Source organism: Dellaglioa sp. BT-FLS60 (genome assembly GCF_054941065.1).
The window spans coordinates 56,675-79,560 of sequence record NZ_JBSOLI010000029.1 but is presented as its reverse complement, the minus strand read 5'-3'; the positions used below and the strand labels follow the sequence as shown (position 1 = coordinate 79,560).

At 36.1% G+C, this 22,886-nt stretch carries 24 protein-coding genes and 1 tRNA gene; 21 read left to right on the top strand and 4 right to left on the bottom strand.

Annotated features, from left to right (window positions below; genetic code table 11):
- Positions 1–55: 55 nt before the first annotated feature.
- The 8 genes from ACVQ8P_RS02510 (at position 56) to accA (ending at position 7,269) form a co-directional block, all read left to right on the top strand.
- Positions 56–2,230 (top strand): Tex family protein, encoded by a 2,175-nt coding sequence (locus ACVQ8P_RS02510; RefSeq protein ID WP_462297324.1) that lies wholly within the window; start codon positions 56–58, stop codon positions 2,228–2,230.
- A gap of 1 nt (position 2,231) precedes the next feature.
- A complete protein-coding gene (locus ACVQ8P_RS02505) occupies positions 2,232–2,684 on the top strand; it encodes a SprT family protein (protein WP_462297323.1) in 453 nt (150 codons plus the stop codon).
- A 60-nt stretch (positions 2,685–2,744) separates the two neighbouring features.
- Positions 2,745–2,829 (top strand) — tRNA-Leu (locus tag ACVQ8P_RS02500).
- Positions 2,830–3,008: 179 nt separating this feature from the next.
- Positions 3,009–3,995 (top strand): beta-ketoacyl-ACP synthase III, encoded by a 987-nt coding sequence (locus tag ACVQ8P_RS02495; RefSeq protein WP_462297322.1) that lies wholly within the window; start codon positions 3,009–3,011, stop codon positions 3,993–3,995.
- Positions 3,996–4,010: 15 nt separating this feature from the next.
- Entirely contained in the window at positions 4,011–4,397 is a 387-nt protein-coding gene (locus ACVQ8P_RS02490) for an acetyl-CoA carboxylase biotin carboxyl carrier protein (protein ID WP_462297321.1), read from the top strand.
- 9 nt (positions 4,398–4,406) lie between these two features.
- Positions 4,407–5,696, top strand: coding sequence for an acetyl-CoA carboxylase biotin carboxylase subunit (locus ACVQ8P_RS02485; protein WP_462297320.1), 1,290 nt, complete (start codon positions 4,407–4,409; stop codon positions 5,694–5,696).
- A gap of 13 nt (positions 5,697–5,709) precedes the next feature.
- Positions 5,710–6,492 (top strand): acetyl-CoA carboxylase carboxyltransferase subunit beta, encoded by a 783-nt coding sequence (locus tag ACVQ8P_RS02480; protein ID WP_462297319.1) that lies wholly within the window; start codon positions 5,710–5,712, stop codon positions 6,490–6,492.
- A gap of 12 nt (positions 6,493–6,504) precedes the next feature.
- Entirely contained in the window at positions 6,505–7,269 is a 765-nt protein-coding gene (gene accA / locus ACVQ8P_RS02475) for a carboxyltransferase subunit alpha (protein ID WP_462297318.1), read from the top strand.
- Between the two features lie 53 nt (positions 7,270–7,322).
- On the opposite strand, the gene ACVQ8P_RS02470 is transcribed toward accA, so the two are convergent.
- A complete protein-coding gene (locus ACVQ8P_RS02470) occupies positions 7,323–8,357 on the bottom strand; it encodes an LCP family glycopolymer transferase (RefSeq protein WP_462297317.1) in 1,035 nt (344 codons plus the stop codon).
- A gap of 436 nt (positions 8,358–8,793) precedes the next feature.
- Here ACVQ8P_RS02470 and ACVQ8P_RS02465 point away from each other — a divergent pair, with 436 nt between their 5' ends.
- Positions 8,794–10,146 (top strand): C40 family peptidase, encoded by a 1,353-nt coding sequence (locus ACVQ8P_RS02465; protein WP_462297316.1) that lies wholly within the window; start codon positions 8,794–8,796, stop codon positions 10,144–10,146.
- Between the two features lie 91 nt (positions 10,147–10,237).
- Positions 10,238–10,921 (top strand): 2,3-bisphosphoglycerate-dependent phosphoglycerate mutase, encoded by a 684-nt coding sequence (locus ACVQ8P_RS02460; protein WP_462297315.1) that lies wholly within the window; start codon positions 10,238–10,240, stop codon positions 10,919–10,921.
- 33 nt (positions 10,922–10,954) lie between these two features.
- Here ACVQ8P_RS02460 and ACVQ8P_RS02455 read toward each other — a convergent pair whose 3' ends face one another.
- The 3 genes from ACVQ8P_RS02455 to ACVQ8P_RS02445 all read right to left on the bottom strand — a co-directional run bounded on the left by ACVQ8P_RS02455 (position 10,955) and on the right by ACVQ8P_RS02445 (position 13,455).
- The gene (locus ACVQ8P_RS02455) at positions 10,955–12,289 is read right to left on the bottom strand and encodes a C1 family peptidase (protein WP_462297314.1); all 1,335 of its coding nucleotides are present in this window, start codon (positions 12,287–12,289) and stop codon (positions 10,955–10,957) included.
- A 159-nt stretch (positions 12,290–12,448) separates the two neighbouring features.
- A complete protein-coding gene (rpiA, locus tag ACVQ8P_RS02450; RefSeq protein ID WP_462297313.1) occupies positions 12,449–13,150 on the bottom strand; it encodes a ribose-5-phosphate isomerase RpiA in 702 nt (233 codons plus the stop codon).
- Positions 13,151–13,170: 20 nt separating this feature from the next.
- Positions 13,171–13,455, bottom strand: a complete 285-nt coding sequence (locus tag ACVQ8P_RS02445) for a GNAT family N-acetyltransferase (RefSeq protein WP_462297312.1) — start codon at positions 13,453–13,455, stop codon at positions 13,171–13,173.
- A 112-nt stretch (positions 13,456–13,567) separates the two neighbouring features.
- Here ACVQ8P_RS02445 and ACVQ8P_RS02440 point away from each other — a divergent pair, with 112 nt between their 5' ends.
- The 11 genes from ACVQ8P_RS02440 (at position 13,568) to secE (ending at position 22,816) form a co-directional block, all read left to right on the top strand.
- The gene (locus tag ACVQ8P_RS02440) at positions 13,568–14,104 is read left to right on the top strand and encodes a dCTP deaminase/dUTPase family protein (RefSeq protein WP_462297311.1); all 537 of its coding nucleotides are present in this window, start codon (positions 13,568–13,570) and stop codon (positions 14,102–14,104) included.
- Between the two features lie 99 nt (positions 14,105–14,203).
- Positions 14,204–15,574, top strand: coding sequence for a DNA repair protein RadA (gene radA / locus ACVQ8P_RS02435; protein WP_462297310.1), 1,371 nt, complete (start codon positions 14,204–14,206; stop codon positions 15,572–15,574).
- A 15-nt stretch (positions 15,575–15,589) separates the two neighbouring features.
- Positions 15,590–16,702 carry a PIN domain-containing protein gene (locus tag ACVQ8P_RS02430; protein ID WP_462297309.1) on the top strand — a complete coding sequence of 371 codons (1,113 nt, stop codon included), beginning with the start codon at positions 15,590–15,592 and terminating at the stop codon, positions 16,700–16,702.
- A 128-nt stretch (positions 16,703–16,830) separates the two neighbouring features.
- Positions 16,831–18,324: a glutamate--tRNA ligase gene (gltX, locus tag ACVQ8P_RS02425; RefSeq protein ID WP_462297308.1), complete on the top strand. Its 1,494-nt coding sequence runs from the start codon at positions 16,831–16,833 to the stop codon at positions 18,322–18,324.
- A gap of 255 nt (positions 18,325–18,579) precedes the next feature.
- Positions 18,580–19,989: a cysteine--tRNA ligase gene (gene cysS / locus ACVQ8P_RS02420; protein ID WP_462297336.1), complete on the top strand. Its 1,410-nt coding sequence runs from the start codon at positions 18,580–18,582 to the stop codon at positions 19,987–19,989.
- Positions 19,989–20,411 (top strand): Mini-ribonuclease 3, encoded by a 423-nt coding sequence (locus ACVQ8P_RS02415; protein WP_462297307.1) that lies wholly within the window; start codon positions 19,989–19,991, stop codon positions 20,409–20,411. Before cysS ends, ACVQ8P_RS02415 begins: the two co-directional genes overlap by 1 nt.
- Entirely contained in the window at positions 20,392–21,150 is a 759-nt protein-coding gene (gene rlmB / locus ACVQ8P_RS02410) for a 23S rRNA (guanosine(2251)-2'-O)-methyltransferase RlmB (RefSeq protein ID WP_462297306.1), read from the top strand. Before ACVQ8P_RS02415 ends, rlmB begins: the two co-directional genes overlap by 20 nt.
- Before the next feature lie 2 nt (positions 21,151–21,152).
- On the top strand, positions 21,153–21,677 hold the full coding sequence (locus tag ACVQ8P_RS02405; RefSeq protein ID WP_462297305.1) for an NYN domain-containing protein: 525 nt from the start codon (positions 21,153–21,155) through the stop codon (positions 21,675–21,677).
- A 41-nt stretch (positions 21,678–21,718) separates the two neighbouring features.
- Positions 21,719–22,354, top strand: coding sequence for an RNA polymerase sigma factor (locus ACVQ8P_RS02400; protein WP_462297304.1), 636 nt, complete (start codon positions 21,719–21,721; stop codon positions 22,352–22,354).
- 122 nt (positions 22,355–22,476) lie between these two features.
- Positions 22,477–22,626: a 50S ribosomal protein L33 gene (gene rpmG, locus ACVQ8P_RS02395; RefSeq protein WP_057974231.1), complete on the top strand. Its 150-nt coding sequence runs from the start codon at positions 22,477–22,479 to the stop codon at positions 22,624–22,626.
- 10 nt (positions 22,627–22,636) lie between these two features.
- Complete coding sequence (gene secE, locus ACVQ8P_RS02390) at positions 22,637–22,816, top strand: preprotein translocase subunit SecE (protein ID WP_462297303.1); 180 nt, start codon at positions 22,637–22,639, stop codon at positions 22,814–22,816.
- Positions 22,817–22,886: the final 70 nt, after the last annotated feature.

The following is a 22,886-nucleotide window of genomic DNA, read 5'->3' as shown; positions in this document are numbered from 1 at the left end:
CCTATTATTAGTCTCTTTTTTATGAACAAAAAATATTTGAATTGAGGTCATTATTATGGAAAAAGCAATCATGCCGTTAGTGTTAAAAGAGTTAAAGCAATATAGAGAAAAACAAGTTAATGCCGTTTTAGGGATGCTCGATGAAGGGAATACAGTGCCCTTTATTGCACGATATCGAAAAGAAAGAACAGACAGTTTGGATGAAGTTCAAATTCGTGAAATCGAATCGACTTATAAACATGTTGAAAGTTTAGAAAAGCGTAAGTCAGAAGTTATCCACATCATTGATGAGCAAGGTCATTTGACGGAAGCTTTAAATAAAAAAATTATGGCTGCCCAAAAGTTACAACAAATTGAAGATTACTACCTGCCTTTCAAACAAAAGCGTCGAACTAAAGCCACAATTGCCAAAGAAGCAGGATTGGAACCATTTGCTAAATGGTTATTATCGTTCCCTCAGACCTTGACTGAAATCAAACAAAAATCAGAAGCCTTTATTAACAGTGATGCCGCCATTTTAACTGAAGAAGATGTTTTTGCCGGGGCTCATGAAATTCTGGCTGAGGCCTTTGGTGAAAGTGCTGAATATCGTGAATGGATTCGGAAGGCAACGCAAAAAGAAGGCCTATTTGAAGCTAAGGTTAAGGCTGAAGAAAAAGATGAAAAAGGTATTTATCGTGATTATTATGACTTTAGTGAAGCACTAAAATCAGTGGTTCCGCATCGTGTTCTTGCTATTAATCGTGGTGAAAAAGAGGGAATTTTAAAAGCGTCCGTTGTAGCGCCAGAACAAGCTATTATGACATTTATGCATTTTAGAATTATTGGTAGAAATAGTGGTGACGCAGTTGCAATCATTGAAGAGGCGTACCAAGATAGTTATAAACGATTCATTAAACTAGCAATTGAACGTGAAATTCGTAAAGGCATGACAGAAGTTGCTGAAGAACAAGCTATCAATGTTTTTGGGGATAACTTGTATCACTTACTTATGCAGGCACCTTTGAAAGGTAAAATTGTTTTAGGCTTTGATCCAGCTTATCGAACAGGGTGTAAATTAGCGATTGTTGATGGAACAGGTAAATTCTTAGATAAATTGGTGATTTATCCACACAAACCTGCGAATGGTGAAAAACGTGCGGCCGCTGCTGGACAATTCAAAGATTTTCTTGAGAAATATCAAGTTGAAATGATTGCGATTGGAAATGGAACGGCAAGTCGTGAATCTGAACAATTTGTTTCAGATATTTTAAAAGAAATCGAGCGACCTATTTTTTATGTTATTGTCAATGAAGCCGGTGCATCAGTCTATTCAGCTAGCCAAGCCGCTCGTGACGAATTCCCAGACTTACATGTTGAAGAACGATCAGCGATTAGTATTGGTCGTCGCTTGCAAGATCCATTGGCTGAATTAATTAAAATTGATCCTAAGTCAGTGGGTGTTGGTCAATATCAACATGATGTCGCTGAAAAAAAATTAGATGCACAGTTAGATGTTGTGATTGAAGATGCAGTTAATAACGTCGGCGTTAACTTAAACACAGCTAGCTCAGAGTTATTAACAAAAATTTCTGGATTAAATTTAACAATTGCTAAAAATGTGGTTATTTATCGTGATGAGAATGGTAAATTTACGAAACGTCAACAACTTAAAAAGGTGCCTCGCTTAGGACCTAAGGCTTATGAACAAGCAATCGGGTTCTTACGGATTGTTTCTGGGGATAACATTTTAGATAATACCGATATTCATCCTGAAAGTTATCCACTAACCAAACTTTTGTTGAAAGAGTTGGGGATAAAGGTAACGGAACTGGGTAAAACGGAAACTAATGACCACTTAGCGCAGGCAAATGCTGAAAATTTAGCACAGGCTGTGGATAGTGGGATTGAAACGGTCACAGATATTTTAACGAGTTTACAAAAACCAGGTCGTGATTTACGTGATGATATGCCGGCACCATTGTTACGTCATGATGTTTTAACAATTGAAGATTTGAAACCAGGGATGTCCTTACAAGGGACAGTTAGAAATGTCATTGATTTTGGTGCCTTTGTGGATATCGGTGTTAAACAGGATGGACTTGTCCACATTTCACAGTTAACGGATAAGTTTGTTAAAAAACCAAGTGAAGTCGTTGCGGTTGGGGATATTGTTACCGTTTGGGTAATGGAAGTTGATTTGAATCGACACCGTGTCCAATTAACGATGAAACGACCTGCAGATAAATAAGATGACGGATTTTGAATTAACAACACTGGTAAAAAACATATCAACAACCTTTTTTAAGCAACCCTTTAAACACAAGGCGTTATTTAATAGAAGATTACGGACGACGGGTGGACGCTATCGGTTAAATGATCACAATATTGAAATTAATCCTAAGATGTTAACAGAGCATGATGAGGCTGTTTTAATCGGTGTTATCAAACATGAATTGTGTCATTATCATTTGCACCTTTCACGTCAAGGGTATCAACATCGTGATCGTGACTTTAAACAATTATTGGCAGCAGTTGGTGGGAGTCGGTTCGCACCTGCTAGCCCAAAAGTAGTTAAAATAAAAAAAGTGATTCATTATCAATGTGCTAATTGTGGACAACAGTATAATCGACAAAGGAAAATTAATTTATCGCGGTATGTTTGTTCAAAGTGTCGAGGTAAGTTAATTTTAGTGGAAAATTAACTTTTTTTAAAATGAGGCTTGTAACAAAGGACAATTTTTGCTACAATTATGATTGTTCTTGCGAGTATGGCGGAATTGGCAGACGCGTCAGACTAAGGATCTGGTGGGATAATATCCCGTGATGGTTCGAATCCATTTACTCGCATCATAGATTTACCAAAAAGCACTTGAGCCTGTTAATACAGGGTTCGGTGCTTTTTTTAATGAATAATGGGCAGGCTGGCGTATTATGAGGTTAAATAATTATTAAGCGTTAATCAATTTTGTGTCTTAATGTCACTATTATTGATAAAATAGAATGAATGAGACTTAACGACTGGGAGAATGGGTAAATTGAATAATTATGTCAAAATAAAAACGACGGCACATTTTGTGCCAGAACGAATCGTGACGAATGATGAACTAGCTGCATTTATGCCTACATCTGATGAATGGATTGTGGCACATACTGGGATTCAAACACGGCATTATGCTATTAATGAAAATACATCAGATCTAAGTACAAAAGTGGCAAATGACCTTTTGCGTAAATCTGGATATGCAGCATCAGAGATTGATTTAATTATTGTATCAACTATTTCACCAGATGCTATAACGCCATCAACGGCGGCAATTGTTCAAGGTAATATTGGGGCAACAAATGCGTTTGCTTTTGATATTAGTGCTGCTTGTGCTGGATTTGTATTTGCGATGAGTACTGCAGAAAAATTTTTGCGTACGGGACAATATCAACGAGCTATTGTCATTAGTGCAGAAGTTAACTCAAAAATGATGGACTTTAAGGATCGTACAAGTGCGGTTTTCTTTGGGGATGGAGCTGGTGGCGCTCTTATTGAAGCATCAGAAAAGTCGATAGATGAAAGTTTTATTGCTGAAAAAATTGAAGCAAATGGCCTCAAAAAAGAAGTGATTCATAGTGGCCGAATTGCGCCTTTAAGTGAAATTAATGGTGATAATTATCCAACAATGGATGCTTTTTTCCAAGAAGGTCGAGATGTTTTTGAATTTGCGACAACAGTTGTGCCTGTTCAGATGAAACGATTACTCGCAGATAACCAGTTGAAAACAAGTGATATTGATTTGGTTGTATGTCATCAGGCTAATTTACGAATCATTGAAACAATTGCTGCTGAATTAGAGATGCCAATTGAGAAATTTGCGACGAGTGTTGTTCATCATGGAAATACGTCTTCGGCAGGAATTCCTATGGCTCTCGATGAAGCAATTGAACAAGGATTTACAGGTGGCACAGTCTTATTGACTGGATTTGGCGCAGGTTTAGCCTATGGAAGTTTACTAATAAAAATTTAAGGTGTGTGCGAATTAATGAAATATAATGAAATAAGTCAATTATTAGATAAAATTGCAACGATGCCCTTTTCTCATGTTGAGATAAAAGATGGCGAGTTTAAAGTCGTTATTGATCAGGAACAATTAGCCGAGAAGCCAGTTTCAAAAATAAAGGTACAAACGGATGTAAATGAAACTATTTTTGTGGTTAAAAGCCCACTTGTTGGCCTAATTCATTTTGATAAAATGGGTGAAGTCGGAACTCAAGTAACTAAAAAAGAAGTTATTGCTCAAATTGAAAGTATGAAATTGTATAATGATATTCAATCCTCAGTGACAGGGGTCATTCTCGAACGCTTAGTTGATGATGGCGAGTTAGTTGAATTTAATCAAGATTTATTTAAAATTAGAATAGATGGATAGGTGAGTCATTTGTTTCGAAAAATTTTAATCGCAAATCGTGGCGAAGTTGCCGAACGAATTATTCGGGCTTGTCTAAAATTAAAAATACAGACGGTTGCGGTGTATTCAACGGTGGATGCGCAAAGTCGATTTGTTGAACTTGCTGATGAAAAAATTTGTATAGGCTCAGCTTTAGCTAAGGATTCTTATTTAAATCGTGAAAGTTTATTAATGGCAGCATTAAATATGAATGTTGATGCCATTCATCCAGGTTATGGATTTTTATCTGAAGATGCACACTTTGCACAAATGTGCGCTGAATGTGGGCTGACTTTTATTGGTCCCAGTGCTGCGCTGATACAACAATTAGCGGATAAGGATAAATCTCGGTTATTGGCGATTGAAAAAGGCGTCCCTGTTATCCCCGGCTCCGACTTGATTACGTCTGATGCTGAACTTATTGCAGAAGCAAATAAGCTTGGGTTTCCGTTACTCATTAAAGCTGCACATGGTGGTGGTGGTAAAGGAATTCGATTAATTGAAAAAGAGTCTGATCTGTTGCCTGGTGCTGAAATTGTCCAGCAAGAAGCTAAATCTTCTTTTGCCGCAGGCAGTTTTTATCTTGAAAAAAAGTTGGTCCATGCGCGACATATTGAAGTTCAGATTATTGGTGACGGTCAACATATTCAAGTGTTGGGCGATCGTGACTGCAGCTTACAAAAGCATCGACAAAAGGTGATTGAGGAAAGTCCGTCAACTATTTTGACTGTTGAACAGCGTAATAAAGGGTACCGTTATGCTCGTCAATTGATGGCTAATTTACATTATGTAGGGTTGGGTACAGTGGAATTTTTATTTGCTGATAATCAATTCTATTTTTTGGAAATGAATACGCGGTTACAAGTTGAACATGGCGTTACTGAAGAAACCATCAATTTGGATGTGGTTCAACAACAATTATGGGTTGCAGATGGCGGAAAAGTGACCAATGATAATCTACCCATGAACGGTCATGCGATAGAATGTCGGTTAACGTTAATACCAAGTCTAACGGATCAAATTACACGCTTTGATTTTCCAGCAGAGAGTCGAATTGAAACGGGATATCGTGTTGGTGATGTGATTTCTGCTTTTTATGATGGCTTATTAGCCAAAATTATTTGTCATGCTGAAACAAGAGAATTAGCTATTTTAAAAATGCAAAAGGTGCTGGAAGCAATCAATATTTCTGGTGTTGAAACTAATTTAGTACAGTTAAAAGCAATTATAAGGTCACAAGCCTTTATGGCAAACACAATTTCAATCGATAGCAAAATCTAAGGTGGTGGGTTAAATGAGTCATTATCCAGAGCGCAATCAATGGCAAAAATGTCAGCATTGTGGCACACATTTGCATGAAAGTGAATGGGCGCCTTATTTTATTTGCCCCAATTGCCAAACTTATAAACGCTTGACTGCGATGGAAAGAATTGCTATTTTGACGGATAAAATTAGTTTTGAAATAATTAATGTAGAAAATCAAACAGAAAATAAAGCACAATTTCCAGGTTATTCAGAAAAATTGGAACGGGCTAAGCGCGCGACAACGTCAAATGAAGCTGTCGTCGTGGGAAAAGCTAGTATTGATAAGCGACCATTAGTTTTGGCAGTAATGGATAGCTTTTTTATGATGGGTTCTTTGAATACAACAGCCGGAGCCAGAATTAAAATGGGGATGCAAGTCGCATTAGAGCAACGTTTGCCATTCGTGATTGTGACCGCTTCTGGTGGTGCTAGAATGCAAGAGGGAATTTATTCTTTATTACAAATGAATACCATTTTGTATATGAAAAAAAAGTTAGACGATGCTGGGTTGTTAGTCATCTCATTATTGACAGATCCAACCATGGGTGGCGTTAGTGCTAGTTTTGCGTTGAATAATGATATTGTACTGGCAGAGAAACAAGCGAAGATTGGATTTGCTGGTGAACGGGTCATTAAAAAGACGGCAAATGAAAAGTTGCCTGCTAATTTTCAAACGGCAGAAGGCCTGTATGAAAATGGTTTTGTTGATCAAGTTGTTGATCGTCAAAGAATAAAGCAAGTGCTTAGTCAGCTATTAACGTTACATGTATAAGGAGAAAATGAAATGGACTCAGATTTTTTAAAAAAAGTGCGCTCAAATGACAGATTAAGTACTAAATTTGTTATTGCTAGTCTGTTTGCTGAATTCTTCGAAAATCATGGTGATCGCGTTGGCGAAGAAGACGCTTCAATTACTGGTGGTATTGGATTATTTCATGGTCGTCCAGTGACCATTATTGGCATTAATCGTGGAGAAACATTAGAAGAACGGTTAGCGTATAATTTTGGTGCTGTAAAACCAAGCGGGTATCGAAAAGCGATACGTTTATTGGATCAAGCTGAGAAATTTAAGCGACCTGTTGTGACATTAATCAATATGCCAGGAGCAGATGCTAGTGTTAAATCTGAGCAGATGGGTCAAAGTTATGTTATTTCTGAAATGATTTTAAAAATGGGTGCGTTGCAGGTTCCTAACATAGCTATCTTTTTAGGAGAAGGACAAAGTGGAGGTGCTTTGGCTTTAGCGAATGCAAATGCAATTATGATGGTTGAAAATAGTTTGTTTTCAGTAGCCTCTCCGGAAGCAGTTAACGCCATCTTGAAAAAGTCTAATCCAAACGAGATCGAAACGAGCTTGCCAATGATGGCAACCGAACTTTTTGATAGAGGGTTAGTTGATGTCATATTACCAGAAAAGAATTCGGCAGCAACAATAAAGGCGATGGATAGCGAATTAAGCAAATTAGTGAACGTACTAGTTGCTAGTTCAGGCGCTGATCTCATTGAACAACGCGAAATGAAATATCAAACTTTTTTGAAAAATTGGTAAAAAAGAAGTTGTCCTCAAGTTATTTTGAGGGCAACTTCTTTTTGATTGTTTAGTTATTCTGAAAGTTTTTGGTCTAAACGAGTAAAACTTTGTGTTGAGTTTTTTAAACCTAATTGAGAACGAATCGCATTTGAAACACGTTTTTTCTCATTTGTAGATGGGACTTCAAATGAAAGCCCATCTACATCGGTACTTGTTCCTTGCAAAAGATCAGATTTAATTGATTCAGCGGCATCTCTGTAACTAGTTTCAATTGTAATCATATCATTGAAACTGAGATCAGTTACCATATTACCATCAATTGTTTTTAACAATTTTTTGTAGTTTGTAAGAGAACTGACAGATTCTGCTTTACCAGCAATTGCGGTAATAATCTGTTTTTGACGCTTTTGACGGCCATAATCACCTAATGGATCTGAGTGGCGCATTCTTGTATAGCCCAATGCTTGTCTACCAGTTAAGTGGATTTTTTCACCTTTTTTGTAATGTGTTCCCCCATAGTTGAACGAGAGTAATGGTTTAACATCAACACCGCCGACGGCATCAACAATTTTCTTTAAACCACCCATATTAATGACCATGTAATAATCGATGGGAACATCTAATAAATTTTGGACAGTGTTGACGGCTGATGTTGAACCATCACGGCCACCATAGGTATAAGCACTGTTAATTTTTGAAGCACTTTCGTTGCTGCCATCAATTTTAACTTCAGTATCACGAGGGATACTTATTAAAGTGGTTTGTTTCGTTGCTGGATTAACGGTTGCGACAATTAGTGTATCTGTCCGGCCAGCATCATCTCTACCTAACGCACCGGTATCTGTCCCCATTAATAAGATTGAAAATGGTTTTTTCTGACTTAAAATACTTGAAACATTTCGTAATTTTTTTGCTTTCGTTTTTTTATAGGTTTTTGCGACCGTTTTTTCGGTATGGGTAATTGCCGAATAAGCGTATACGCCTCCAAATCCAATTCCCAAAAGTAATAAAATTAATAACCCCCATAATAATGGATGCTTATTTCTTTTACCTTGAGAGTCACTTCTTACTGAAGGTGTAATCCCCGAATCGTTATTTTTAGACATGGTTGTCCTGTACCTTACCTTTCATTCAATTAAAGAGAGTATACGATAAATAAAAATAAAAAGCGATTGGTCTTAAGGGATTATTAAGGAATTAGGATAAATTTCAAAGCAAGGGATGGGTGTTATTTTAGGCTAAGGTGGCTATTGCACCAATAAAAAGAAATTATTATATTACGGTTATGTCATTTTTATTAAAATAAAGAATGGTTACTTATTAGCCGATACATGCCATTAGAAGTAATGAAAATAAGATTTGTAACATTCGTGTAATGTTATTGAAATCAAATGACGTTAATTGAATTCGAATGTAAACGAACCGTAATGGTATGTACCTAAGAATCGTGATATTCTATTCTAGTTGAGAAAAGAACAACCTGAAATTAAATAACGTTTAAATAAATAAGAAATACAATGAAAATTAATAGGAGAGTGCCTTTTGAAAATTAATAGTAAAATCGCTAAAGTAATGATGATGACAGCAACACTTGTTGGAATGAACGCAGCTGTAAAACAAGTGAGTGCTTCAGATAGTATAACTGATTTAACAAGCACAATTACTAAATTAAATAGCAAGAGCACAAAAGTAACTGCAAAATTAGCAACAATTAATAGTGAAATCACTTCAACTAAAGCTGAGGTTAAGAGTGCTAAAGATAGTGCTGCAAAACTTGAAGCAGATCAATATAATTTAGGCAAAAAAATTAGTCGTTTAAATGTTGAAATTACACAGAGAGATTCACAACTAGCCAACCAAACACGTGCATTACAAGTTGATGGAAGTACAACAAGTATGGTGCAATTTGTCTCGGATTCAAAAAATGTTGTTGACGCCTTTAAACGTGTTGGGACAGTTACAACCTTAGTTAGTGCTGGTCAAAAGGCTGCTAAACAACAAAAAGAGGCTAAAGCTGAAGTTAAATCTGATAAAGTTCAATTAGATAAGAAAGCAGTAGCTCAAGAAAAAACAGTTAAAGAATACACAAATAAACAAGCTGATTTAGCTGTTAAACAAGCAAATGCAAATACATTAAAAGCACAAATTGATTCAAAAAAATCAGATGCACAATCATCTATTGATAAAGCAAAAGAAGCAGAGGCAGCAGCTGAAAAAGCAGCAGCTGAAACAAAAGCAGCTAATGCTAAAAATGATGCCGCAGCCGCAGATGCTGCAGCTGCAAAAGCAACTAAGGCAGCAACAAGTTCAAATGATACAAGTAAATCAAATTCAAGTGATACGAGTTCAAGCAAATCAAACTCAAATGACACAAAATCAAGTCCTGCAAGCTCAAACAAATCAACTGCAAATAACGTAAGTTCAAATAATGCAAGTTCAAATAATGCAAGTTCAAGTAATACAAGTTCAAGTCCTGTAAGTTCAAGCAAACCAAGTTCAAGTAACTCAAGTTCTGTGAGTGCTTCAAGTCTTGACACAAGTAGTATTACTGCTTTAGCAAGGTCATTAACTACAAAGGGTATCCCATACGTATGGGGTGGTAAATCATTAAGTGGTTTTGATTGTTCAGGCTTTACTAGTTATGTCTATGCACATGCTGCTGGAAAATCAATTGGTGGTTACACTGTTGCCCAAGAAGGTAATGTAACTTACGAATCAGTTTCACAAGCTCAACCTGGAGATTTACTTTTCTGGGGATCAAAAGGCGCATCATATCATGTTGCTATCTACTTAGGTGGAAGTCAATTTGCTGAAGCACCAACTGAAGGTCAAAATGTTAAAATTAGTACAATGAATGCTTATTGGAAACCAAGTTTTGCTGGTCGAGTAAAATAATTTAAAATCTAAAAAGACTTAAAACAACATCGTTGTTTTAAGTCTTTTTTGTTATAATGAATAGTAATGAATAGCGAAGAGGGTTTGAACAATGGTTGAATTGGTTCTAGTAAGGCATGGTGAGAGCTTAGCAAATAAAAATAATGAATATACTGGTTGGTCCGATGTTCCTTTGACAACTAAGGGAATTAATGAGGCTAAAGCTGCAGGTGTAATCATTCGAGATACGGGGATTCATTTTTCACAGGTACATACGTCTGTTTTGAAGCGTGCGATTATAACCAGTAATATTATAATGGAAGAAACTAATCAACTTTGGTTGCCAATACAAAAAAATTGGCGATTAAATGAACGCCATTATGGGGCATTACGTGGCTTAAATAAAGAGGATACTAAACGTAATTATGGCGTTGAGCAGGTTGCTCAGTGGCGTCGTAGTTATACTTCAGTGCCGCCAAGTTTGTCAGTGCCTGATAGTGATAGGCGATACAGTTATCAACTTGAAAGAAGTTTGCCAACCGCAGAAAGCTTAAAAATGGCGTTTGAACGTATTTTACCGTACTGGCAAGATGTTATTGCGCCAGAGTTACGTCAAGGTAAGAACCAGCTAGTTGTCGCACATGGTAGTACACTTAGAGCCTTAATTAAATATTTGGAAAACATTTCAGATTCAGATATTGATGGGGTTGAAGTGCCAAATGGGGAGCCCATTCTATATACATTAAATGATGATTTGACTATTAAAAGTAAACAAATTTTGACACAAAAAAAGTAACAACAAATTTTTATTTTGTTGTTACTTTTTTAATTAGGCTAAAGCACCCATTGGATCCCAAGGAGCAAGAACTTTAGGTTCTTCTTTTAGAATAGCTTGTAATTTTTCTGGTAAGAATTTCTTGTTAACAACAACTTGGTAACAGTATTCTTCCATCCAGTCATCACTCATAACGAAGAAGCCTTTTTTACCAACTTTTTCGCCCCATGAGTTTTCAACTTTCCATTTAGTTGCTTGATCATTGACCAAATCGACACCCGTTAAGACCATGGCATGTGTCATCAAACTTTCGCCATAATCAAGACGTTCCGCTTTTGATAAAGCTAAATCGATATTGAATAGTTCATCTTTATGGTAAAGTTCCGTATCCATAATACCCTTTTGACGTTCAGATGATTGACCGACATCACAGCCGAACCAAACACTTTCGCCTGATTGTAATTGCTTAATGGCAACTTCTCTAAAATCAGCCATATCAACATTTAAATGACGAATAGGACGACCATCGACGACATTACCGAGACGATCAACTGTGTACATCTTGTTGTATGGTTTGTCATCTGTTGGGCCATTAATGATTGAGACATAGTCACTTAAGTCCCAGCCAATAAATTTTTCGTAGAATGTTTTTGGTGTTAAATCTTGATCAATATGATAGTTATTATCAGAATCACGATATTCAAAATCAAATGTAGCAGGTGGTTCGCCAAAACTATATGCCAATAAACGATAGATTTCAGTTAATTTAGTTTCTTTAACTGCTTCAATCTCTTCTGAACTTGTTCCAGCAGCGACAAGTTCACGTAAATCAACGGCATCTTTTCTTAATTTTAAGTTTAAAGTGGCGTTAATTTCGCTTGATTTAGAGCTATTGTACGTTTCAGGCATAACAGATTGAGGAACAACACCATATTTTTCGATAATGGCAACGATCATATCCCATTGGCCACCATCTTGTTGAGGTGTTGTCATTAACCAAGAAACGGTCCGATCACTGGTTGGTTTATCAGCTGTTTCGAGGACATTTTGGTAGAAGTAATTTGCTTTTTCAAGTTTATCCCAGAAGTAGGTGAAATTTTGTGACAATTCAAAGTCTTTAGCAAATTTGAAATTTGTTTTCATATCATGGCGCATTGTATTTAATGCGGCGAACATCCAACAACGACCTGATTGTTTCTGGTTAGAAACTTGACCAACGTCGAGATCGATTGAGAAAACAGGGTCCATTTTAGCTTGTGCTTTTAAATCGTAACTATTGGCTAAAATACCATTTTTTGTAACTGCGCGCTCAATAACGGTGTGGCTTTCACGTGCATGTAAGTTTTTTTGAAATTTTGCGAGTTGTTCTGAACTAATTGATTGTGTCAAAAAAATCACACTCCTACATAAGATTTAAGTACTACATTTAGTATAATGCATTCAATTAGATTAGTAAACAATGTTAAAAAGAAAAGAGAATTCTCATTTAAAATAAAGAGAAATTTGCGTATTTAAAAAGAGTCAATCGAAATTAACTCTTTCTTTAAATTATTTAATTGTAAATGTATCAGAGTGTGCATCTAAGACTTCAGGACCTGCTTGACGTCCTACGATAACAGTATTCACGCAGTCTAAAAATAGACCTTGTTCAACGACACCAACTTGTTTGACTAAGTAATCTTGTAAGTCAGCTGGATCAGTTATTTCGCCTAAATGTAAATCAATGACAAAATTTTTAGAATCTGTTAAGACGTTTTCACCATTTACAGTTCTGAACTCAGGATTGAGTCCTTTAGCTGCTAACTTTTTGAATAATTGGTGACTACCATAAGGAATCACTTCAACAGGAAGTGGAAACTTACCCAAAGTGTGGACAAGTTTACTTTCATCAACAATCCACATATTTTTAGTTGAGTTGATGGCAACAATTTTTTCAAATAAATGAGCAGCGCCACCGCCTTTAATTCCTTGGAAGTGATCGTCAATTTCATCTGCACCATCAATTGTTAAATCAATATGATCAACTTCGTCAACAGATTTAACTGGAATACCAAGCGATTTAGCTTGTTCTTCTGTTCGGACTGACGTTGAAACACCAATGATTGATAAGTTTTCTTCTTTAACACGTTTGCCTAGTGCATCGACCATAAATTTCACTGTTGAACCGGTACCAAGTCCAACAACCATACCGTCTTTAATAAATTCAACCGCTTTTTGTCCAACTAATTTCTTTAAGTCATCTTGATTCATTTGAGTCACGCTCCTAGTTTTTATTGAGGTGCATAAATTAATTTTGAAAGTTCTGGATGTTTACTCATATAGACCTTGGTATAAGGACATAATGGCAAAATAGTCTGATTATTCGCAATAACCTGTTTGATTAAATAATCGGTCATTTTTTGAGCAATCCCTTGATGCTGGTGCGCATCATCTACCCAAGTATGTTCAAACACCATTGTCTGATTATCGTTAATTAATGTAAAACTAATTCGACCGATTAACTGGTTATTAGCGTTATACTCACGTAAATCGGTTTCATTTAGTTGAAAAGCCATTCGAGCACCTCACCTTCAAAACTAATTATAACATTAAAAAACGGCCAAAAACTAGCCATTTATGTCATGAATGAGGTAAGATAAAAAGTAAACAAATAATGAGGATATAAAAATGAAAACTAGAGGATTTGAAATTGTAACTAAATATGTAGGTAAAATTAAGCTACCTGTTCGTTCGACAGCCAATTCTGCAGGGTACGATTTAGCTGCTGCTGAAGATTTTGTGCTACCATCAATTTGGAAAAGTGGGTTTTTAAAGGTATTATGGGTAATTCGTCACAGTAAAACAGTTAACGAGGATGAATTGGCTCAAGCACATGCTATTTTGAAACCTTATCTGATTCCTACAGGAATTAAGGCATATATGCAAGATAACGAATTTTTATTACTGGCAAATCGGTCAAGTAGTCCATTGAAACGTGGTTTAATTTTACCAAATGGAATTGGTGTCATTGACTCTGATTATTATGGTAATGAAAAAAATGAAGGTGAAATTTTTATTCAGACGGTTAATTTTAGTTTGAAAGATCAAGTTATAAAAAAAGGTGATCGTGTTGGACAAGGTATCTTCATGCCTTATTTGACGGTTGATAATGAAAAAGTGACTGCAACAAAACGGGTTGGTGGTTTTGGATCATCGGGTAAATAATTATTATGGAATAGTTAAGAATACTGACACCAATTACAGGTTGCGTTTTATGTGATAAAATATTAGCAATAGAAAGTATAAAAAAGGGTGGGGATTTGTATGGCAAAAGTAAAAACACAATTTGTATGTCAAAACTGTGGCTACACCTCACCAAAATATTTGGGACGCTGTCCTAACTGTGGTGAATGGAACACGTTGGTTGAAGAACGTGAACAATCACAAAAAGCAGATCGTAAAGCCCGGGTGAGTTTTACTGGTAATGCTGTTAAACCAGAGTTGTTAGATGATGTCTCAATGGCAGAACAGGAACGCGTTGAAACAGATCTAGGTGAGTTGAATCGTGTTCTTGGTGGCGGCGTTGTACCGGGATCGCTGGTTTTAATTGGTGGTGATCCCGGAATTGGTAAATCAACCCTCCTTTTACAGGTTTCTGGACAGTTAAGTCAAACGGGTGGAACTGTTTTATATGTTTCCGGTGAAGAAAGTGCTGTTCAAATTAAAATGCGTGCCCAGCGTCTTGGCGTTGGTGGTAAGAAATTTTATCTTTATCCTGAAACGGATATGGGTAACATTCGTCAAAATATTGAAACATTGAATCCAGATTATGTAGTGATTGATTCGATCCAAACGATGCAAGAACCAGAGATGTCCGCAGCAGTCGGTAGTGTTTCTCAAATTCGAGAAGTAACGGCTGAGTTATTGCAGATTGCCAAAACCAATGGCATTACAATTTTCATTGTGGGACATGTGACCAAGGGTGGTGCAATTGCTGGACCCAAGATTTTGGAACATATGGTTGATACCGTTCTTTATTTTGAGGGAGATATGCATCATACATTCCGTATTCTACGTGCGGTTAAAAATCGCTTTGGGTCAACAAATGAAATTGGAATTTTTGATATGCGTGAAGGTGGTCTATTTGAAGTTGCTAATCCGTCTGAAATTTTCTTAGAGGAACGGTTGGCTGGTGCAACAGGCTCAGCTATCGTGGTATCCATGGAAGGAACACGTCCCATCTTGGTGGAAGTTCAGGCGCTGATTACACCAACCGTTTACGGAACAGCTAAGCGAACAACAACGGGACTTGATCATAATCGGGTCTCATTAATTATGGCTGTACTTGAAAAACGAGCAAGTTTGTTGTTACAAAATCAAGATGCTTATCTTAAGGCAGCTGGTGGTGTGAAGTTAGATGAACCCGCAATTGATTTGGCAATTGCCGTTAGTATAGCATCAAGTTATCGAGATAAAGAAACAGATCCCGCAGATAGTTTTGTCGGTGAAATTGGATTAACCGGCGAAATTCGGCGGGTTAACCGAATCGAACAACGCGTTGCTGAAGCACAAAAATTAGGTTTCAAGCGAATCTTTATTCCAAAAAATAATTTATCAGGATGGACACCACCTAAAGGTATTAAAGTAGTTGGTGTTGCAACATTAAGCGAAGCACTCAAAGTCGTGTTTAGCTAGAGAGGAGATTTAAGTATGCGTAGAAATATTATTAAAGGTGTGATTGCGTTAGTTGGTGGTGGTATTGGCGTTAGTTTATTGCCACTTCTTTGGAAGTTAGTCGATATTGCAAGAATTGGTTGGTTAAATAATGGGGTCGTTAATTTTTTGGTGGGTGTTGTTTTAGCCTTTATATTATCCTTTTTCTTAATTACGCCACTAGAAAAATTACTGACTAATATTGAAAGTTATTTAACAAATCAAAGTCCCATGATGTTATTAACGGCTAGTGTATCTACTATTGTCGGGATGGTCATCGCTATTTTGGTATCAACACCATTTTATCGTTCAGAAATTTGGTTATTGAATACAATTGTGCCAGTTCTTTTACTTTTCTTGTTGGGATACTTTGGTTTCGTTATTGGAACCAACCGATTGGAAGATTGGCGTAAATTATTTACGTCAAAAAATAAGAAAAATGATGTCGTTGAAAGTAGTTTGTTAGATCGAAATGCCAATGATAACTATCATGAATACAAAATTTTGGATACAAATATCTTAATTGATGGCCGAATTTATGATTTGATTAAAACAGGTTTTATAGAAGGAACGTTATTGGTGCCCAACTTTGTTTTATATGAACTTCAATATATTGCTGATTCAGCGGACAGTATCAAACGGGTCCGTGGGCGTCGTGGATTAGATATTTTAAATAAACTGCAAGATGAGAAAATTATTCCAATTGAAATGTATGAGGGTGATTTTGCAGATATTGAAGAGGTTGATAGTAAATTAATTAAATTAGCTAAAACAATTGATGGGGTCATTGTGACCAATGATTTCAACTTGAACAAAGTAAGTGAATTTCAAAATGTTCAAATCTTAAATGTGAATGCATTAGCTAAATCATTAAAACCACGTGTTATTCCAGGTGAACAATTACGGGTAGTTGTTATAAAAAATGGTTCGGAACGTCAACAAGGGGTTGCTTATTTGGATGATGGTACAATGGTTGTTGTTGAAGAAGGAAAATACTTCTTGAATAAAACGATTGATGTTGTTGTGACAAGTGCGCTTCAAACGGATGCTGGAAGAATGATTTTTGCGAAACCATTACATTCAATGAAAAAAATAAACGACAAGAAATAAAGGCAATACTTAGATTATTGGCTTTATTTTTTATGTAATTCATTGTAAACTAGATGAGTTGATTAAAGCCTTAAATAGGCGATTTGAATCGTCATAAACAAATACAGAAAAAAGAAAGAGGCGTTATCATGGCTAAAAATAAAATTCGTGTCAGATATGCACCAAGTCCAACTGGACATTTACATATTGGAAATGCGCGTACAGCGCTATTTAATTACTTGTTTGCTAGAAGTCAAAAAGGAACTTTTATTATTCGTATTGAAGATACGGATACAAAAAGAAATATTGCTGATGGCGAACGTAGTCAGTTAGATAACTTGAAGTGGTTAGGAATGGACTGGGATGAAGGTCCTGATAAACCAGGCGATTTCGGCCCATATCGTCAATCAGAACGTAAAGCCATTTATTTACCACTTATTCAAGAATTAGTAGATAAAAATTGGGCTTACGAATCATACAAAACTGAAGACGAACTTGAAGCAGATCGTGATGCGCAAAAAGCCCGTAACGAAATGCCTCATTATGAATATGAATATGCAGGGATGTCTGATGATGAAATTGCTGCTAAGATTGTTGAATCAAAAGCTGCAGGTCTAACACCAGTTATTCGTTTCCGTGTACCAACAAACAAAAAATATGAATTTAAAGATATTGTTAAAGGTGATATTACGTTTGATTCTAATACAATCGGTGGCGATTTTGTCATTCAAAAACGTGATGGAATGCCAACTTACAACTTTGCCGTTGTTGTTGATGACCACTTGATGGAAATCACACATGTGCTTCGTGGTGACGATCATATTGCAAACACACCTAAACAATTAATGATTTATGAAGCATTTGGCTGGGATGCCCCTATTTTCGGACATATGACATTAATCATTAATACAGAAACAGGTAAAAAATTAAGTAAACGTGATGAAAATGTGCTTCAATTTATTGAACAATATCGTGAATTGGGTTACTTACCAGAAGCAATGTTGAACTTTATTACATTATTAGGGTGGTCACCAGTTGGTGAAAGTGAAATTTTCTCTCGTCAAGAATTGATTAAAATGTTTGATCCTAAACGTTTGAGCAAATCACCAGCTTCATTTGATGGTAAAAAATTGGAATGGATCAATAACCAATACATCAAATCAGCTGATGAAGATAAGGTAATGGATTTGGCTTTACGTCAACTAATTCAAGATGGCAAAATTGAAGCTGATCCAAGTGCTGAAAAAATTGAATGGGCTCGTAAATTAATTAGCCTATACAAACAACAAATGTCTTACACTGGTCAAATTACTGAGATGGCTGAAGTCTTTGTGAGCGAACCACCTGTTCTTGATGATGAAGCTAAAGCAGAATTGGCTGTTGAAACAGCCCCAACTGTTTTAAAGGAATTTGCTGAACGTATTCAAGCAATTGATATTTTTGATGCTGTTGCTATTCAAGCAACAATCAGATCAATTCAAAAAGATACGAAGATTAAAGGACGTCAATTGTACATGCCTATCCGTATCGCAACGACACGTGAAATGCATGGGCCTGAATTACCAGCTTCAATTGAGTTGCTTGGTCGTGAAAAAGCATTAGCTCATTTAAATAAAACATTAGAAGAAATGAATACAAAATAATTTTTGATAAGAGAGAGTAACAACTTTGTGTTTTTCAGAAAGTTTTCGGGGATGTGAGGAAACAGATGCTAGTTGTGAAGTGCCTCTTTGAAATGCTATGATGAACAAAGTAATGATAGTCGTGTAATGAACGTTAACTCATTGTTGGATACAGGCGAACTGTATTTTCAAGAGTGGAATAACGTTCAAGACGTCTTTTATAGAGATATAAAAGACGTCTTTTTTTAACAAAAAGATTAAATGGCGGGTGATAATATGATTTCAATTTACAACACATTAACGAATCAAAAAGAAGTATTTAAACCACTTATTCCTAACCAAGTCAGTATGTATGTCTGTGGGCCAACGGTTTATAACTATATTCATATCGGTAATGCGCGTAGTGCCATTGCGTTTGATACCATTCGCCGATATTTTGAATATCGTGATTTTAAAGTGAACTATGTGTCTAATTTTACAGATGTTGATGACAAAATGATTAAAGCGGCCAAAGAAGAGCACATCACAGTTCAACAATTAGCTGATAAGTTCATTGCGGCTTTCATGGAAGATACAAAGGCATTAGCGATTGAACCGGCAACTAAAAATCCTAAAGCAACAGAAAATATTGCGGATATTATTCAATTTATCTTAGATTTAATTGATAAAGGGTATGCTTATGAATCTGATGGAGATGTTTACTTTAGAACACGTAAATTCCCAGATTATGGTCAATTATCTGATCAAAATATTGATGAATTAGAACAAGGTGCCAGTCAACACGTTGATACTGAAGAAACGGCACGTAAAGAAGATGAGATTGATTTTGCGCTTTGGAAATCAGTTAGAAATGATGACCTGTCTTGGGATTCACCATTTGGCAAGGGACGCCCAGGCTGGCATATTGAATGTTCCGTTATGGCAACTAAGTATTTAGGTCCAACAATAGATATTCATGGTGGCGGACAAGATTTAATGTTCCCACATCATGAAAATGAAATTGCTCAAAGTGAAGCCAAAACGGGTCAAACATTTGCAAATTATTGGATGCATAATGGCTTTGTCACCATTGGTGAAAATGATGAAAAAATGAGTAAATCATTAGGTAATTTTGTGACTGTTCATGATATGATTAAGGAAGTTGATCCTCAAGTGGTTCGTTTCTTCATGGCAACGACACATTACCGTCGTCCTATTCAATATAGTCAAACGAATATTGATGAAGCAACTAACAATTTGAATAAGTTGAAAACGGCTTTTGACAATTTGACGTATCGTTTGAATGATGCAGTGGCAGGTTCAAATCAAGTAATTGAAGAGCAAATTGCTGCAAGTTTAACGCAATTCAAAACGGTTATGGATGAAGATTTTAATGCACAAAACGGTATCGCAGTTGTGTATGATATGGCTAAGAAAATGAATGTTTATTCTGAAAGTAATCAAGTTGAACTAGTTTCAATTAAGCATTTGTTAGAGGCCTTTAAAGGAATGACTTCAGTTTTTGGTCTCACATTTGACCAAGAATCTGATGATATCGATGCTAGGGTGGAAGCTTTGATTGCACAACGATTAGAAGCTAAGAAACAAAAAGATTTTCAAAAAAGCGATGATATTCGTAATCAACTTGCGGCTGAAGGTATCCTATTGGAAGACACACCGCAAGGAACAAGATGGAGAAAAAACTAATGGAAAATAATGCAGATTATCAACAAATGAATGGAATTGCGTTGGCTTATATGGGCGATGGTATTTACGAAGTTTTTGTTCGTAAACATTTACTCGTTCAGGGACTTACACGACCTACGCAATTACATCATCATGCGACACACTATGTGTCAGCCAAAGCACAAGCTTTTTTGATCGACAAAATGACAGAAATGGCTATTTTAACTGAAGAAGAATTAGATTATTTTAAACGTGGTCGTAATGCTAAAAGTCACACTTCAGCTAAAAATACATCAGTCATAACGTACCGTATCTCAACTGGATTTGAAGCATTATTTGGATACTTATTTTTGAGTAATCAAAACGATAGATTGGCCGAATTGGCAAAATGGTGCATTGACACTGTTGAAAAGGAGAATTTAAATGGGACAACCAAGAAGTAGCGAAGAAGCGGGCGATTTTATTATTGGCCGTCATCCCGTAGAAGCAGCATTAAAAAGTAATCAATCAATTAACAAATTATTCTTACAATCTGGTTTAAAATCAGATGTTTTAAATGGGATTGAACAACTAGCTAAGAAAAAGGGGATTATCACACAACTTGTACCTAAAAGTAAGCTCGATTTATTATCAGACCAACAAAATCATCAAGGGGTGATTGTTGCAGTCGCTGCATTTGAATATGCAACAATTGATGACCTCTTTAAAAGTGCCGCTGATAAAGATGAACCACCCTTTTTCCTTATTTTAGATAACGTTGAAGATCCACATAACTTGGGCTCAATTATGAGAACAGCCGATGCAGCTGGTGTACATGGGATTATTATTCCTAAACGTCGTGCAGTTGGGCTAACATCAACAGTTGCTAAAACATCAACGGGTGCTATTGAATACATGCCAGTTGCGCGTGTCACTAATTTGGTGAATACTGTTAATGAATTGAAAAAGGCTGGTTTATGGGTCTTTGGAACAGATATGGACGGTCAAGATTACCGTGAATGGGATGCTAAAGGACCAACGGCACTTGTGATTGGTAATGAAGGTAAAGGAATTTCACCATTATTGAAAAAAGCTTGTGACGGGATGCTAACGATTCCGATGGTTGGGCATGTTCAAAGCTTAAATGCCAGTGTTGCAGCTAGTTTGCTCATTTATCAAGGTTTTACCTCAAGAGGCAAATAATAATGAAAAAACAAATTTTGGTTGTAGATGCCTATAATATGATTGGTAATTGGCCAGAATTAAATCGATTGAAACAATCTGAGCGACTTGATGAAGCACGTGATTTATTACTGCACAAATTATCAAATTACCATAAACAAATTGATTCACGTTTAATTGTTGTTTTTGATGCAATGTATGTTCCAGGATTATCGAAGAGTTATACAAAATATGGCTTAGAGATTATCTGGACAGCAGAGGGCCAAACAGCTGATAGTTATATTGAAGCCATGATTGGTGACCTGCAAACGAAGCTGACACAGGTAACGGTTGCAACAAGTGATCAAGCAGAACAATGGACAATTTTTTCACAAGGAGCATTAAGAATTCCGGCCTGGGAACTCTATAAAAATATTAATGAATCCAAAAAAGAAGTGGCCCAACAAGCTAAACAATATCAAACTGAGGCATTAGTTCGTCGCTCGCCTTGGGATACTGATCAGCTAAATAATTTGGCTAAGCTACGTGATGACTTATCACATAAATGATTGCTTGTTGTAATCAATCAGTATCTTTGTTATATTGAAAAATGGAGACCCGGATGTGGAGTATCTACTTGTTAGATGAAACTTACCGGAGTACTGAAAAAGAAACAGATTTTCAATTGATTTGCCAAATTAAATCAGGCGCAGAACATAAATTTGAACCGTTATTTGATCGTTATCGGCCAATGGTCTATTGCGTGATTCGTAAATACTATTTAAAATTATGGGACACCGAAGATTTTTTACAGGAAGCTAGGGCTGTTTGTTTTAGAGCTTTGAAAAATTACCAACCAGATAAAGGAATTACATTTGGTCAATATTTTAAAACGAGCTTATCCAATTGTATATTTAGTTTAATTCGTAAACAATCAGCTGCCAAACGATTGTCTGACGTGAATTCACATTCTTTAGAGTGTTATGAAGAAACTTATGGCGAATGTGAACGGCCCTCTTTTTATTGCGAAATACTGGCAGATGACAGGATTATCCTTCAAGAAAAGTTGGATGCTTTTGAATTAAAATTATCAGAATTAGAAAGAAGTACGTTTGTTTTACTTTATTATCAAATGAAAACACCAGAAGAAATTATGCTTATTTTAGATTGTGATCTCAAAAAAGTGTTGGGATCTATCGCAAGGTGCAAGAGTAAGCTTGGGTTATTCTTTAAAGAAAATCGATAATTTTGATGAGAAAGAAAAGAGGGTGGTTCCTTTTTTCTTTCTTTTAATGTAAAATAAGTGTATTCTTTAAAAATGTTAGTCGAAGTTAGTGTTAGCTAGCTTTACATTAAGGAGAAAAAGTCATGGCACAAAGAAAAGTAGCATTGGCTTGTATCGTTTGTGGCTCACGTAACTATATTGTTGCTGCAAAACCGAGCAGAACCGAACGCCTAGAAGTAAATAAATTTTGTAAATATTGCAATAAACATACGTTACATCGTGAAACAAAATAGGGGGATAATGATGAGAAAAATTAATGCATTTCTTAAAAGTGTGATTGTAGAAATTAAAGCAACAACCTGGCCAACAGGTAAAGAACTTCGCCGTGATACAACAACGGTTGTGGTAACTGCTATCTTATTCGCAATTTTCTTTTGGATTGTTGATTCAGGTGCTTCTGCATTCGTTTCCCTATTTTCATAGAAGAATAGCTATTTAACTGATATTTTGATATACTAATATCAGTGAGAAAACTTCGTTGATGCGGAGTTTT

Excerpts from the sequence above, each read along its gene's own strand:
- ACVQ8P_RS02510 (WP_462297324.1), top strand. The coding sequence starts at position 56 with ATGGAAAAAGCAATCATGCCGTTAGTGTTAAAAGAGTTAAAGCAATAT.
- ACVQ8P_RS02505 (WP_462297323.1), top strand. The coding sequence starts at position 2,232 with ATGACGGATTTTGAATTAACAACACTGGTAAAAAACATATCAACAACC.
- ACVQ8P_RS02495 (WP_462297322.1), top strand. The coding sequence starts at position 3,009 with ATGGGTAAATTGAATAATTATGTCAAAATAAAAACGACGGCACATTTT.
- ACVQ8P_RS02490 (WP_462297321.1), top strand. The coding sequence starts at position 4,011 with ATGAAATATAATGAAATAAGTCAATTATTAGATAAAATTGCAACGATG.
- ACVQ8P_RS02480 (WP_462297319.1), top strand. The coding sequence starts at position 5,710 with ATGAGTCATTATCCAGAGCGCAATCAATGGCAAAAATGTCAGCATTGT.
- accA (WP_462297318.1), top strand. The coding sequence starts at position 6,505 with ATGGACTCAGATTTTTTAAAAAAAGTGCGCTCAAATGACAGATTAAGT.
- ACVQ8P_RS02470 (WP_462297317.1), bottom strand. The coding sequence starts at position 8,357 with ATGTCTAAAAATAACGATTCGGGGATTACACCTTCAGTAAGAAGTGAC.
- ACVQ8P_RS02460 (WP_462297315.1), top strand. The coding sequence starts at position 10,238 with ATGGTTGAATTGGTTCTAGTAAGGCATGGTGAGAGCTTAGCAAATAAA.
- rpiA (WP_462297313.1), bottom strand. The coding sequence starts at position 13,150 with ATGAATCAAGATGACTTAAAGAAATTAGTTGGACAAAAAGCGGTTGAA.
- ACVQ8P_RS02445 (WP_462297312.1), bottom strand. The coding sequence starts at position 13,455 with ATGGCTTTTCAACTAAATGAAACCGATTTACGTGAGTATAACGCTAAT.
- ACVQ8P_RS02440 (WP_462297311.1), top strand. The coding sequence starts at position 13,568 with ATGAAAACTAGAGGATTTGAAATTGTAACTAAATATGTAGGTAAAATT.
- radA (WP_462297310.1), top strand. The coding sequence starts at position 14,204 with ATGGCAAAAGTAAAAACACAATTTGTATGTCAAAACTGTGGCTACACC.
- ACVQ8P_RS02430 (WP_462297309.1), top strand. The coding sequence starts at position 15,590 with ATGCGTAGAAATATTATTAAAGGTGTGATTGCGTTAGTTGGTGGTGGT.
- gltX (WP_462297308.1), top strand. The coding sequence starts at position 16,831 with ATGGCTAAAAATAAAATTCGTGTCAGATATGCACCAAGTCCAACTGGA.
- cysS (WP_462297336.1), top strand. The coding sequence starts at position 18,580 with ATGATTTCAATTTACAACACATTAACGAATCAAAAAGAAGTATTTAAA.
- ACVQ8P_RS02415 (WP_462297307.1), top strand. The coding sequence starts at position 19,989 with ATGGAAAATAATGCAGATTATCAACAAATGAATGGAATTGCGTTGGCT.
- rlmB (WP_462297306.1), top strand. The coding sequence starts at position 20,392 with ATGGGACAACCAAGAAGTAGCGAAGAAGCGGGCGATTTTATTATTGGC.
- ACVQ8P_RS02405 (WP_462297305.1), top strand. The coding sequence starts at position 21,153 with ATGAAAAAACAAATTTTGGTTGTAGATGCCTATAATATGATTGGTAAT.
- ACVQ8P_RS02400 (WP_462297304.1), top strand. The coding sequence starts at position 21,719 with ATGGAGACCCGGATGTGGAGTATCTACTTGTTAGATGAAACTTACCGG.
- rpmG (WP_057974231.1), top strand. The coding sequence starts at position 22,477 with ATGGCACAAAGAAAAGTAGCATTGGCTTGTATCGTTTGTGGCTCACGT.
- secE (WP_462297303.1), top strand. The coding sequence starts at position 22,637 with ATGAGAAAAATTAATGCATTTCTTAAAAGTGTGATTGTAGAAATTAAA.